Origin of the sequence: Miniphocaeibacter halophilus (assembly GCF_016458825.1) — a bacterium.
In the GTDB taxonomy this organism is placed as follows: Bacteria; Bacillota; Clostridia; order Tissierellales; family Peptoniphilaceae; genus Miniphocaeibacter; species Miniphocaeibacter halophilus.
In genome coordinates this window covers 1,107,419-1,121,003 of record NZ_CP066744.1, presented here as the reverse complement: position 1 = coordinate 1,121,003, position 13,585 = coordinate 1,107,419, and the positions used below count along the sequence as shown (strand labels likewise).

Below are 13,585 nucleotides of genomic sequence, written 5' to 3'. Positions count from 1 at the left end.
AGTAAAGATGTAACTTTATCTTAATAATTATGTAATTATTTATTGCTAATATATTATTAGGAGGGATGTTGTATGGTTGATTTAATAATTAAGGCTTATGAAATAATAACAGTAACTTTGCCATTCTTATTAATTTATTTTATTTTTAATAGAAATAGAAAGAAAAGTATAAAAGCTTTTATACCCTATTTGGTTTTTATAATTTACATATATAAGGTTCTAAATGTAACCGGATCTGGTGCCATTTACGAGGGAATACGAAGAAATTTCGAAATTTCTTCAAAGCAAATAAATCTAATACTGTTTTCACAAAGCGATATTTCCCTTTTCGGTATTATAGGACTTATATTACCTATACCTATTGGTTTTTTATGCCTGTATTTTATGAAAACAAAAAGCAGAAAATTTAATTTGGGTTTAGGAATTGCCTATTTATTTCTTTTATTTTTAGGAGTTCTTTTCACCTTAGTTAAGGGAGGAAGTATTGTTGGACATAGCTTAAATATAGTTATGTTTATCCCTTTTGGTTTTCTTCTACCTTATCTATGGAAAAAGACCAATAACTTGATGGCTGTTACAATATATAGTTTTTTCTTCTCTCTTGTAATAGAATTAAGCCAACTTTTAAATGTAAGAGCTACTGATGTAGATGATTTATTAATGAATACTCTTGGTGGCATAGTAGGATTTATTATTTTTAAAATGTATTGTAAGGTTAAATCTAGAAGCAATACAAGAACTATGAATTCCAAACCTAGCCCAGCCATTTATATTGGTGCAATGTTTCTAGGAAAATTTCTTCTATTTAACTCCATGGGTTTATTAAACTTGTTTTACGATTTCCAATAATAGATATTTAAAACCAGTAAGTACTAAGTACCTACTGGTTTATTTTATTTAGCCATTTCTACATCATCTAAATATGTTGGCAGTGTTAAGTTTTCCGGAATTACATCTAATTTTTTAATGCTTACTGCTGAAACTTTATATTCTGCAGTTAAGGTTATAGGGTCAAGGGCGTCATTTGTTAATTCATTTACTGGAGACTCCCAATAATGTAAGGTCATAAATATAACACCTGGTTTAACCCTGTCTGTTATTGTAATTCTCGTGTTGACTTTACCCCTTCTAGATTTTACTTCTATTGCATCATATTCCTTTAAACCTAGTTTCACAGCATCAGCCGGATTAATTTCCGCTAATTCACAAGGCCTAATGTTATTTAAGGCTTCAGATTGTCTAGTCATTATGTTGTAATGATACAACATTCTTCCTGTTGAAAGTAACATTGGATACTCTTTGTCAGTTAATTCAGCAGGCGGTTTATATTCTGCCGGTTTCAACAGTCCTTTTCCTCGGGCAAATACACCTTTGTGTAGGAATTTAGTTCCCGGATGTGTTTCTGTTGGACACGGCCATTGAATTCCAACTTTATCTATTCTTTCATATGTTATACCCTTATAACTTGCTGTAGTTTTTCTAATGTCTTCAAATACTTCTCTGGAGTCTTTAAAGTCAAATCCATCTACACCCATTGCTTTAGCAATTGAAGATATAATCTCCCAGTCAAGTCTAGCCTCTCCTGGAGGATTTGTTGCTTTTCTAACTCTTTGAACTCTTCTTTCAGTATTTGTAAATGTACCTTCTTTTTCAGCATAGCAAGTTGCCGGTAAAATAATATCTGCAAATTTAGCTGTTTCTGTTAAGAATATATCTTGTACTACAAAGAAATCTAAATTATCAAGGGATGCTTTTACATGATTTGCATTAGGATCTGATAAAACCGGATCTTCTCCCATTACATACATTGCTTTTACTTTACCTTCATGGGCTGCATCTAACATTTCCGGTATTCTTAGGCCCTTGTTTCTTGTTAATTTAGTATTCCATAGTTCTTCGTATCTTTGAATTGTCTTTTCATCATACGCATTTTGATATCCCGGGAAATTATTTGGTAAGGCAGCCATATCACAAGCTCCCTGTACATTGTTCTGTCCTCTCATAGGGTTAATTCCTGCTGATTCATGACCTAAATGGCCTGTAATCATAGCTAGGTTAGCTAAGGACATTACATTTTCAGTACCTGTGGTATGTTCTGTTATTCCCAAAGTATAGAATATTCCGGCTTTTTTAGAAGAACAATACATTTTAGCAGATTCATATAACATATCTTTTCCAATTCCTGTAATTTCTTCAACTACATCTGGTGTATATTTTTTAACTACTTCTTTTAATTCTTCAAACCCCTCTACTCTTTTTTCTATATATTCGTCATCTGTTAAGCCTTCTTCAATGATTATATTCATTAAACCATTTATTAAAGCCACATCAGAACCAGGATTTAACGGCATCCATATATCTGCCATATTTGCTAATTCAGTTTTTCTTGGATCTACTACAATTAATTTAGTTCCATTGTACTTAACTGTTCGCTTCATCTTATTTCCAATAATAGGATGAGCTTCTGTAGCATTTGAACCTATTAAGAAGATTACATCTGCACCTTCTATTTCTCCAATGGAGTTAGTCATAGCTCCACTTCCTAGTGTAGTTGCAAGACCTGCAACTGTAGGAGCATGTCAGGTCCTAGCACAATGGTCAACATTGTTAGTTCCAATTGCTACCCTCATAAATTTTTGGAAGGTATAGTTGTCCTCATTTGTTGTTCTAGCTGAACTTAGTCCTGCAATTGCATCTGGTCCAAACTCATCTTTTATTTCTGTAAATTTTTCAGCTACTGTACTAATAGCTTCATCCCAAGAAATTTCAACAAATTCCCCATTAACTTTCTTTAAGGGTTTCTTCAGTCTATTTGGACTGTTAATTAAGTCCGTATGACTTCTTCCCTTAACACATAAAGATTTCCCATTAACAACAGCATCTTCTGCTGGAGTTACACCAATGACCTTACCCTTGTGAACATTTAAATCAAAATTACAACCTGTACCACAGAAAGGACAAGTAGTTCTAACTTTTTTAACCTCCCAAGGCCTAACACCAACTAGCTGTTTATTCATTATTGCTCCTGTTGGACAAACGGAAATACATTGTCCACATAGACGGCAATTTTCATCAGATAATGGTAAATCAAAGCCTGCGGCAATTTTTGATTCAAAACCCCTACCAACAAAATCTATAGCTGTTGTTACTTGAACTTCTTTACATACCCTTACACATTTACCACATAATATACACTTAGATTGATCTCTAATAAGTACAGGATTTCTTGCCTCTATTTCATAATCTTTTTTTGCTCCATGAAAACTAGGTCTAACATCATATTCATAAGCAAGATTTTGTAAATCACAACTTCCTGTTTTATCACATGTTAAACAATCCTCAACTGGATGATTTGATAATAAAAGGTCTAAAACCATTTTTCTTGTATTTATTACAGTATCGGTATTAGTTCTAACTACCATTCCTTCTTGAACTTTAGTTGAGCAGGAGGCCACTAAGTTTCTAAATCCTTCAACTTCAACTACACAAATTCTACAACCACCAAATGGTTTTAAACTATCATCATGGCAAAGTGTTGGTATTTTTATGCCCACTTGTCTACAGGCATCTACTAAAAGCGTTCCTTCTTTAACGGAAACTTCCATTCCGTCAATATTAAGATTAATCATATTATCACCTTTACCAAACTTCTCTATATCCAACATTTATATAAATATCTTCTAATCTTGTTTTATGCATTTGCTCCATATTTCTTAAACCAACAAATACAGATTTTTTATCGTTTTCAGTTGCTGCATCAGCTAAGGCCTGATACATATCCATGGCTTCCTCTTCTCTTTTAATAGCCAAGGCTATTGCGTCTTGAAAATTCATATCTGTAGTTAATTCAGGTTTATCTATAGTATCTGCTATTTTATAATCTATTGACTCTTCTAAGTCTATAGTTTCACAATGAGATTCTTTAAAATCCTCTAAAAATTTCTTATGTTCTAATTCTTCCTTTGCTAAATCTGTAAAAGTTTCTTTTAAGGTTTCATCTTTTATTTTATTAGCAGCATCTGTATAAAATTCATAGGACATTACTTCTTCATTTATAGCGTAATCAATAATCTCATTAAATTCTGACCTATTCATAAGCTCTCCTATTCATCAAGTTTTATTAATTTATCTAAAACACCGTCAAGTTCAAGAACTTCTCCCCAACTTGATTCTATAAATTCATTTTTGTTTTCTCCATAAACTTTTTTAAATGGTTTAGCCGGTTCTTCAACATATTCTAATTCCGTTAATAAACGTCCCTTTAAACATAAAGGTCTTCCATTTTCTGGATGTAAAGCATTAACGGCTACAACTTTACCATCTTTTTTCTGTACTTCCATATTGCAACCATAGTCACAGGATTTACATTTAACTTGTTTGGTTTCTAATTCCCAAACCCTACCTGCTCTATAGGTCCTTCTATCTACCAAAGCACCAACGGGACATGCAACAACGCATCTATTGCATGAAACGCAGTTTGAAGCTTCTAGGGAAGTATCTGAATCCGCTACAACCTTTGTATCGAACCCTCTTCCACCAAAGTTTAAAATATTTCTATCAGGTACAACTGCACAAGTTCTTACACATTTACCACAAAGTATACATTTACTCTCATCTCTTAAGATATAAGGGCTGGAAGTATCTGTAAAACCTGCTATTTCTGAACCACGTCTTGCACCATCATGAATTCTAAACTGTACATCGTATCTATAAGCATAGTCCTGTAATTTACAACTGCCGTTTTTACTACAGGTTAAACAATCACTTGGATGGTTGTCCAACATAAGTCTTAAAATTGTTTTTCTAATATTAACAACTTGTTCCGATTCAGTATAAACTACCATTCCTTCTTGGGCCGGAGTTGAACAAGCTGTAACAGGTTTATTAAAACCCTCTATTTCAACTACACAAATTCTACAAGAGGAAACAACAGGTAGGTCTTTGTCGTAACAAAATGTAGGAATTTCAATACCTGCTCTTTTAGCAGCTTCAACTAAATTCAACCCTTTTGGAACTGTAACTTTCTTTCCGTCTATTGTTAAGGTTATAAAGTCCATTTTTACCTCCTAACGTAAATGAACAGAGTTAGTAGGACAAACTTCCATACAGTTTCCACATTTAATACAAGCCTCTGTATCAATAACATGTACTTCCTTAGGCTTTCCTGAAATACAATTTACCGGACAATTTCTAGCACATTTTCTACATCCTATACATGTATCGTCTATATAGTATTCAAGTAATGCTTTACAATGTCCTGCCGGACATTTTTTGTCTACAACATGAGCTTCATATTCATCCCTAAAGTATCTAAGTGTTGATAATACAGGATTAGGTGCTGATTGACCTAAACCGCAAAGGGAACTGATTTTAATCATATTGCCTAGATTTTCAAGAGTGTCAATATCTTCTAAAGTGCCTTTTCCTGCAACAATTTTTTCAAGAATTTCAAGCATTCTCTTAGTACCTTCACGACATGGTGTACATTTACCACAGGATTCATCAACTGTAAACTCTAGGAAAAATCTTGCAATATCAACCATACAGGTAGAGTCATCCATAACTATCATTCCACCGGAACCCATCATAGAGCCTAGTGCAGTTAAATTATCATAGTCAATTGGAGTATCTAAGTAATCCTTAGTAATACATCCACCAGATGGACCACCTGTTTGAACTGCCTTAAATTCCTTATCTCCAATAATTCCTCCACCTATTTCGTAGATAATATCCCTTAAGGTAGTTCCCATAGGAACTTCTATAATTCCTGTTCTCTTTATATTTCCTCCAAGAGTAAATACCTTAGTTCCATGGGATTTTTCAGTACCAATACTTGAAAACCAATCTGAGCCTTTATATATTATCTGCGCAATATTTGCATAGGTTTCAACATTATTAATTAAAGTAGGTTTACCCCATAATCCTTCATTTGCTGGGAAAGGTGGTTTATTTCTAGGAATACCTCTTTTTCCTTCTATGGATTCAATAAGGGCCATTTCCTCACCACAAACAAAGGCACCGGCACCTAATCTTAACTCTAAATCAAAAGAAAAATCCGTTCCCATAATATTGTTACCGAGTAATCCTAACTCTTTTGCCTTTTTTATACTTGATTCTAATTTTTCTACAGCTGAAGGATATTCTGCTCTAATATATATAAAGCCATAGTTTGCATTTATTGCATAACCGGCTATAGTCATAGCTTCAATAACAGAATAAGGATCTCCCTCTAAAATAGACCTGTCCATAAATGCACCAGGGTCTCCTTCATCAGCATTACATAATACATATTTTGGACTTCCTTCTGCATCTTTAGTAAATTGCCATTTCAATCCAGTTGGAAATCCTCCGCCACCACGGCCCCTTAATCCACTTTCCTTAATTTCATCTATAACTTCTTGAGGTGACATTTCATTTAATGCTTTATGTAATCCCAAGTATCCATCTAAAGCAATATATTCTTCAATAGAATCAGGATTAATAACTCCACAATTTTTATGAGCTATTTTCTTTTGCTTAGTGTAAAAAGATACATCATAAATTGACTTTACAATATCATCGGAAAGGCTTTCAGGATATATTAATTCATCAATGGTTTTATCTCCTAAAAGATCTTCCTTAACTATTCTCCTACCGTCGCCTTCCTTTAAATAGGCATAAAATTTACCTCCGGGATAAACAACAGCAATAGGACCTGCTTCACACAAACCAAAACAGCCAACTCTTACTACATCTATTTTTTCCTCAGCATTAGCTTCCTTTAAAGCTTCCCTAATTTCTTCTTCCATCTCATCGGACTTAGATGATCTACATCCTGTATCTCCACAAATTAAAACCTGTTTATTATATAAACTGTTTATATTAGCGAAACGATTGTCCCTTAAAGCCATTTGAGGTAAAGTTTTATTTTTAATTTCCTTAAGCATTTGTAAATCCATTATTTTTTCACCTCTTCGTTTCTATAAGAATCCAATATTTCCTTTATATCCTCTGTTTTTAACTTACCATAAACATCACCGGAAATAGTCATTACTGGAGCAAGTCCACAAGCACCTATACAACGAGTTGCTTGTATTGAAAAGTTTAAATCCGATGTAGTACCTCCAACATCAATTCCTAATTGATCTTTAACCTCATCTAATACATCTTGAGCTCCCCTAACATAACAAGCTGTTCCTAAACATACACCTATTTCATGCTTTCCCTTTGGAACTAGGGAAAACTGGGAATAAAAAGTAACAACTCCATATATTTCAGCAATTGGAATTTTAGTTTTCTTTGATATAATTTCCTGTATTTCTATTGGTAAATAGCCGAATAATTTTTGTCCCTTGTGTAAAATTGCCATAAGGGAACCTTTTTTTGTTTTTTCCTTGTCAATAAAACTTTCAAACTCTTCTAATCTATCTGCATTAGCTTCGTAATCAAAAGTAAAAGACATAAACACCCCTCCTAAAACTCATTTTTTAAAAATGTTTTCAATTTATATTCACTATGAATTAACTTGAATTAATCTCTATAATTATCTCATAAAAAATACCTTATATCAATATATACGCCTATATTAAAGTCCCTATAACGCAAAAGCATATAGCTAGTAATGTTATACACTTAGAAAACATTTCTTCAATATATATTACAAAGAAAGATTATGGTTATACAAAATTTCCTTTTTTCCATATTATATGTGTATAATATGATTATATTTTTAAAAGTAGGTAGAAGATTTTATGATAAAAACACTAGAATACAATAACGAAAAAATTCATTATAAATTACAAAGAAAAAATGTAAAGAACATCAATATTAGAATAAAAAATAATATAGTAAATATTTCCGCAAATAATTCTGTTTCTGAAAAGTATATTGAAGATATACTTTTCTCCAAATGGGATTGGCTTATAAAGGCCCTTAATAAAAAAGAAAATATTTTTTTACAAAATAAAGAATATAAATATATCTCAGGAGAGGAGTTTTTATATTTAGGTGAAAAATATTGTCTTAATGTAATTAAAGCAAATGAAAATAAGGTTATTTTAAATAATGATTTAAACCTATATATAGAAGATAGTAAGGATACAAATACCATGAAAAGAATTTTAGATAATTGGTTCTTAAATGAAATGGATTATGTTTTTAAAGACTCCCTTAAAAGAAACTATCCCTTAATTACAGCCTATACCAAGGTAAAACCTAAATTAAAATACAGGAAAATGACTGCTTCTTGGGGAAATTGTAGGATGCCTTCAGGAATAATTACTTTAAATAAATATTTAATAAGAACTCCTTTGAATTTTATAGATTATGTTATGGTTCATGAATTAGTTCATTTAGTCCATCAAAACCATGGAAAGAATTTTTATAAGCTACTTGAAAAACTTATGCCAGATTGGAAAATAAAAAAGGAAATAGGAAATAATTATAATTAATATATATATAATTTAATAAAGTAGTTTGATTTATCCAATTCGTTGTATTAAGATAAGTATATCGTCTTAAAAGATTGTTTAATTTTAATAACAATTAATATGCGTTTAAGAGTATCTTTATTTTATTATAACTTTATTTACCTAGTAGTAAAACGTTTTTTATATGTTATTTGTTTGCCAATGTCTAAGTCAATTATTATTTAAGGAGCAAAAATATTATGAATTTAGAAAATCTACCTAAAATAGATGAAGTTTTATCTTCTTTGTATAGTAGGTTGAAATTACAAAGAAAAGTGGAGTATATTCCATTAAATCAAGCTGCTAACCGCGTTTTAGCTGAAGATATGCTAAGTAAAAACACCTTGCCGGTAGTAAGGAGTTCAAAATTAGATGGTGTTGCTGTCAACTTTTCAGATTTTCAAGAAAATTATCCAGAAAGAAAAATATGGGAAAAGGATATAGATTATTGTTTAGCAGATACAGGAGATGACTTTAACCCAAAATTTGATACAGTTATTCCTATTGAAAATATTACTTTTCTAAAAGATGGAAACATAAAATTATCTCCGGATTTTATTTTAAATAAATACAGTGGTGTAAACAAAAGTGGAAGTCATTTGAAAAGTCAGGAATTATTAATAAAAAAAGATACTCTCTTAAATTTTTTTCATTTAAATTTAATGGCTAGTGGTGGTTATAATGCACTTCCGGTTTATGAAAAACCTATAGTTACCTACATACCAACGGGAAATGAACTAATTTATCCAAGTATTTCTCCAAGTAGGGGGGAAAATATTGAAAGTAATGGTATTATGGTAAGAAATTTAATAGAACAATGGGGTGCTAGGCTAATTACATATCCTATTTGTAAGGACATAAGGGCGAATTTAAACTCAATATTAGATGAGGCTTTATTTTTTTCCGATATTGTACTTATAAATGGAGGGTCCTCAAAAGGTAGCGAGGACTTTAACACTAAAATTATAGAGGATAAAAGCAGTTTCTTTCAACATAGAGTCAAGGTTGCTCCCGGTTTTCCAATAGGAATAGGTATTATTGATAATAAACCGGTTATTAACCTACCGGGTCCACCTATAGCTACTTTTGCAGCTATGCATTGGTGTGTAAAAAATTTGATTAATTACTATTTAAAGGTAAATAATCCCTTAAAGAATATTGCTTACGGAGAGCTTGCTACAGACTTAAAAACTCCCGAAAAAATAGACCTTTATCTTCTTTTAAGGATTGATATTCTACAAAATAAGTTAGTTGTAAGGCCTTTTTCTAATAAAGAACGCCATGCAGAAAAAATGCATCTTTGTAATGCTATAACCAGGGTTCCTGCCGGCTCTAATTTAAGAAAAGGAGATTCAATAAAATTTGAATGGATTTAAAGGATGAAAGATGAATAGAAATAAAACCAACAATTTAAGAAAAAAAATTAATAAGGATAATATTATTTTAATATTTTTACTAGTTATGCTTATAATATTGGCGCTTTTTTCCATTACCCTTGGAAGATACGGTATTCCTTTTAAAACGGTATATACAACTATTAAGGATGTAGTATTTGGCAATTTAGCCATAGATTCTAAGGAAGCTTCTGTAATATTCATAATTAGAATTCCAAGAATAATTATGGCAATAATAGTAGGTGCGTCCTTATCGGTAGCCGGCGCTGCTTATCAGGGAATGTTTAAAAACCCTATGGTTTCCCCTGATTTACTAGGAGTGGCAGCCGGTGCATCTGTCGGTGCCTGTATTGGACTACTCCTATCGCTAAATAGTATAGAGGTTCAAATTTTAGCATTTGTTTCCGGATTAATAGCTGTTTTACTAGTTATGTTAATTAGCTCTGCAGTTTCACAAACCGGAAGTAATAATCTACTTACCTTGGTTTTATCCGGAACTGTTATTTCCTCTCTTTGTACAGCTGTTACATCCTTAATTAAATATATTGCAGATACAGAAACAAAATTACCGGAGATAACTTTCTGGCTTATGGGAAGTTTAGCAAAAACAGGAGCGTGGAAAAATGTAATTGTCCTACTCATAATGTTTCTAATTGGTGCAATACCCTTGTATTTTTTACGATGGAAAATAAATGTTATGGCTTTTGGAGAGGAAGAAGCTCAAACTATGGGAATAGATACAAAAAAATTAAGAATAATAATTATTACCTGCTCAACTTTATTAACGGCTTCTTCAGTTGCAACCTGTGGAGTTATTGGCTGGGTAGGTTTAGTAGTGCCACATATTTCCAGATTTTTAGTTGGTCCTAATTATTTAAAATTATTACCTTGCTCTATGTTAGCAGGCGGATTATTTATGCTTCTAGTGGATACTGTAGCAAGAAATTTAACAGCAGGTGAAATTCCTCTAGGTATACTTACATCAATTATTGGTGCTCCTGTATTTATTTATATGTTATTTAAAGGAAGAAAGGCGTGGTCTTAATTAAAATAAATGTAGAAAATTTAGCTTATGGCTATAACAATAAAGCTATAATGAAAAACTTTAATCTTGAAATAAATTCCGGAGAAATTCTTTCCTTACTTGGACCTAACGGAGCCGGTAAAACTACTTTATTTAAATCTTTACTTGGAATCCTACCAACTATAAATGGGGAAATTAAATATGATAATAAAAATATAAAGAATATTTCAAAACAAGAATTAGCAAAATTCATAGCTTATGTTCCTCAAATACATAATACCCCTTTTGCCTTTCAAGTCATAGATGTGGTTTTAATGGGACGTACTGCACATTTAGGTGCTTTTGGAAATCCAACTAAAATAGATATTGAAAAAGCATATAATGCATTAGAAGAACTGCAAATTTCATCTTTAGCTGAAAAAATATTTACAGAATTATCTGGTGGGGAAAGACAAATGGTTATGATTGCCAGAGCTCTAGTACAGGAGCCAAAATTTATTATGCTAGATGAACCTACTTCCAGCTTAGATTTTGGAAATCAAGTTAAAGTATTAGAACAACTTTTAAAATTGTCAAAAAATGATATTGGAATAGTAATGACAACTCATACACCTGATCACGCTATACTCCTTAGTGGAAAGGTTGTACTTCTCTACGGACATGGTAATTATTTATTTGGTACAACAGAGGAGGTGATTACGGAAAACAAATTGTCAAAGGCTTATGGCGTCGAAATAAAATTATTGGAAAATTTTGTAAAAGAAGAAAGAATTAAATATTGTTATCCAATAATCAATACTATTTAGAAAGGGGTTAAAAGTGAATAATAAAAAAAATTTTTTAAAGTTTAAAGTGTTAGGTATATTTTTATCTTTAGTTTTAATTCTAACAAGTTGTAGTAGTCCAGCAGAAAAAGAAACTAATTCTACTGATGTTAGTCAAAAACAAGAAGTAACAATAGAGACTAGAAAAATTACCAATGTAGATGGAACAGAATATGAAATTCCAGAAGAAATAACAGGAGTAGCTCCTACTATTGGTGCATTTGCTCATATAACAGCCATGTTAGGCGGAAGTGAAAAATTAGTTGCTACAATTCCTAATTTAAGCGATTTGTTTAAAACAGTTTGGCCAAAAACAAATCCGGATGGCTATGACACTTCAAATATTGAAGATATTATTGCCTCAGGAGCACAAATAACCTATGGCCCAAATTATACAGAAGAACAAATGCAACAACTTGAAGCTGCAAATATTGTTACACTTAAAGTGAATGCTTTCTCAAATGTAGAAGAAATGAAGAATATTGTAACTTTAATAGGAGATATACTGGGAGATGATGCTCCTGAAAAAGCAAAAGAATTCAATGAATACTATGATAATAATATTTCCTTTGTAAAAGAAAAAACAAAGGATCTTAAAGAAGAAGAAAAAATTAAAGTGTTAAATTTAAGAACTAGTGGTGGAAATTACACAACAGTTAATGGTAAAGACATTTCAGCAGAATATGCAAAAGCTGCTGGAGGAATATTTGTTTCCGATAGTTATGAAGGAGTTTCCGGAGAAATGACAGTAAATGCTGAACAAATTCTAGAATGGAATCCTGACGTTATATTTACCATGGGTGCTGAATCCGGAGAAACAATAAAAAATGATCCGGCACTTGCAAGTGTAGAAGCAGTGAAAAATGAACAGGTTTTTGTTGAACCTTCAGGTACTTACCCTTGGTCTGTTAGATCTGCTGAGGGAGCATTAATGCCATTATTTTTAGGAAAAATCATGTATCCGGATATATTTGAAGATCTTTCAATAGAAGATGAAACAAAAAAATTCTATGATGAAATATATGGGTATAAACTTTCTGAAGAAGAAGTAGAAACAATTATGGCTGGTGAAAAATAAAAACATAGGTATATATTAGCATGAAAAATAGTTTAAATATATGAAATTAATATATTAATTTCGTGTATTTATGTCGTATTTCATCGTATTTTATAAACATTATAAATATTGATTCACATTGTTTTTCATGGTATAATACAATCATATAACCGAGAGATGAGAGTAAAGGTTGGTAAGCACTACCACTTTGCTCTTTTTTTGTGTCTTTTTTATCAAACTAAGCTTAAGAGCGAAAGGAAATGCTATGAATAGGTTAATTAATATGTTGGAATCGAATCCAACTGTTGCTGCAATTAAAAATGATGAGGACTTAAAAACCGTCCTAGAAAACGATAACGATGTTGTTTTTATACTATATGGCGATATTTGTAATATTGCAGATATAGTCAACAAATTAAAAGAATTTAACAAAATTGCAATTGTACATATAGATTTAATATCTGGTTTATCCTCCAAGGATGTTAGTGTAGATTTTATAAAAAAACACACTAGTGCCGATGGAATTATTTCTACTAAACCAATGATAATTAAACGAGCAAAAGAATTAGGTCTTTGGGCTATTTTACGTTTCTTTATTTTTGACACTATTTCTTTTGAAAATATATCAAAAGCTTTAAAGCATGTAACTCCAGATATGATAGAAGTTTTACCTGGGTTAATGCCTAAAATAATAAAGAAAATCAATAATATGGTAGATATACCAATTATTGTAGGAGGTTTGATAGACGAAAAAAGCGATGTTATAAGTGCATTAAATGCGGGAGCATTTGCAATATCCACAAGTGATCATAAAATTTGGAAAATGTAGAGAAGGGGAG

General features: G+C 31.6%; 12 protein-coding genes. 7 read left to right on the top strand and 5 right to left on the bottom strand.

Annotated features, from left to right (window positions below; all coding sequences use genetic code 11):
- Positions 1–72: 72 nt before the first annotated feature.
- On the top strand, positions 73–849 hold the full coding sequence (locus JFY71_RS05515; RefSeq protein ID WP_243662044.1) for a VanZ family protein: 777 nt from the start codon (positions 73–75) through the stop codon (positions 847–849).
- A gap of 44 nt (positions 850–893) precedes the next feature.
- On the opposite strand, the gene fdhF is transcribed toward JFY71_RS05515, so the two are convergent.
- Genes fdhF through JFY71_RS05490 form a run of 5 tightly spaced genes read right to left on the bottom strand, consistent with a single transcriptional unit; the run spans position 894 to position 7,441 of the window.
- Complete coding sequence (gene fdhF / locus JFY71_RS05510; RefSeq protein WP_263457755.1) at positions 894–3,629, bottom strand: formate dehydrogenase subunit alpha; 2,736 nt, start codon at positions 3,627–3,629, stop codon at positions 894–896.
- A 10-nt stretch (positions 3,630–3,639) separates the two neighbouring features.
- Positions 3,640–4,095 (bottom strand): ferritin-like domain-containing protein, encoded by a 456-nt coding sequence (locus JFY71_RS05505; protein ID WP_243662043.1) that lies wholly within the window; start codon positions 4,093–4,095, stop codon positions 3,640–3,642.
- 8 nt (positions 4,096–4,103) lie between these two features.
- A complete protein-coding gene (locus tag JFY71_RS05500; RefSeq protein ID WP_243662042.1) occupies positions 4,104–5,057 on the bottom strand; it encodes an NADH-quinone oxidoreductase subunit G in 954 nt (317 codons plus the stop codon).
- A 9-nt stretch (positions 5,058–5,066) separates the two neighbouring features.
- Positions 5,067–6,890 carry an NADH-quinone oxidoreductase subunit NuoF gene (gene nuoF, locus JFY71_RS05495; protein WP_420846437.1) on the bottom strand — a complete coding sequence of 608 codons (1,824 nt, stop codon included), beginning with the start codon at positions 6,888–6,890 and terminating at the stop codon, positions 5,067–5,069.
- A gap of 47 nt (positions 6,891–6,937) precedes the next feature.
- Positions 6,938–7,441, bottom strand: coding sequence for an NADH-quinone oxidoreductase subunit NuoE family protein (locus JFY71_RS05490; protein WP_243662040.1), 504 nt, complete (start codon positions 7,439–7,441; stop codon positions 6,938–6,940).
- Between the two features lie 289 nt (positions 7,442–7,730).
- On the opposite strand from JFY71_RS05490, the gene JFY71_RS05485 reads away from it, so the two are divergent.
- From JFY71_RS05485 to JFY71_RS05460, 6 genes are all read left to right on the top strand, one after another.
- A complete protein-coding gene (locus JFY71_RS05485; RefSeq protein ID WP_243662039.1) occupies positions 7,731–8,429 on the top strand; it encodes a M48 family metallopeptidase in 699 nt (232 codons plus the stop codon).
- 218 nt (positions 8,430–8,647) lie between these two features.
- A complete protein-coding gene (locus JFY71_RS05480; protein WP_243662038.1) occupies positions 8,648–9,823 on the top strand; it encodes a molybdopterin molybdotransferase MoeA in 1,176 nt (391 codons plus the stop codon).
- Between the two features lie 10 nt (positions 9,824–9,833).
- The gene (locus JFY71_RS05475) at positions 9,834–10,886 is read left to right on the top strand and encodes a FecCD family ABC transporter permease (protein WP_243662037.1); all 1,053 of its coding nucleotides are present in this window, start codon (positions 9,834–9,836) and stop codon (positions 10,884–10,886) included.
- Positions 10,877–11,671, top strand: coding sequence for an ABC transporter ATP-binding protein (locus JFY71_RS05470; protein ID WP_243662036.1), 795 nt, complete (start codon positions 10,877–10,879; stop codon positions 11,669–11,671). Before JFY71_RS05475 ends, JFY71_RS05470 begins: the two co-directional genes overlap by 10 nt.
- Before the next feature lie 13 nt (positions 11,672–11,684).
- Positions 11,685–12,767, top strand: a complete 1,083-nt coding sequence (locus JFY71_RS05465) for an ABC transporter substrate-binding protein (RefSeq protein WP_243662035.1) — start codon at positions 11,685–11,687, stop codon at positions 12,765–12,767.
- 244 nt (positions 12,768–13,011) lie between these two features.
- Complete coding sequence (locus JFY71_RS05460) at positions 13,012–13,575, top strand: glycerol-3-phosphate responsive antiterminator (RefSeq protein WP_243662034.1); 564 nt, start codon at positions 13,012–13,014, stop codon at positions 13,573–13,575.
- Positions 13,576–13,585: the final 10 nt, after the last annotated feature.

Coding starts and splice junctions, on each gene's coding strand:
- JFY71_RS05515 (WP_243662044.1), top strand. CDS start 73: ATGGTTGATTTAATAATTAAGGCTTATGAAATAATAACAGTAACTTTG.
- JFY71_RS05505 (WP_243662043.1), bottom strand. CDS start 4,095: ATGAATAGGTCAGAATTTAATGAGATTATTGATTACGCTATAAATGAA.
- JFY71_RS05500 (WP_243662042.1), bottom strand. CDS start 5,057: ATGGACTTTATAACCTTAACAATAGACGGAAAGAAAGTTACAGTTCCA.
- nuoF (WP_420846437.1), bottom strand. CDS start 6,890: ATGGCTTTAAGGGACAATCGTTTCGCTAATATAAACAGTTTATATAAT.
- JFY71_RS05490 (WP_243662040.1), bottom strand. CDS start 7,441: ATGTCTTTTACTTTTGATTACGAAGCTAATGCAGATAGATTAGAAGAG.
- JFY71_RS05485 (WP_243662039.1), top strand. CDS start 7,731: ATGATAAAAACACTAGAATACAATAACGAAAAAATTCATTATAAATTA.
- JFY71_RS05480 (WP_243662038.1), top strand. CDS start 8,648: ATGAATTTAGAAAATCTACCTAAAATAGATGAAGTTTTATCTTCTTTG.
- JFY71_RS05475 (WP_243662037.1), top strand. CDS start 9,834: ATGAATAGAAATAAAACCAACAATTTAAGAAAAAAAATTAATAAGGAT.
- JFY71_RS05460 (WP_243662034.1), top strand. CDS start 13,012: ATGAATAGGTTAATTAATATGTTGGAATCGAATCCAACTGTTGCTGCA.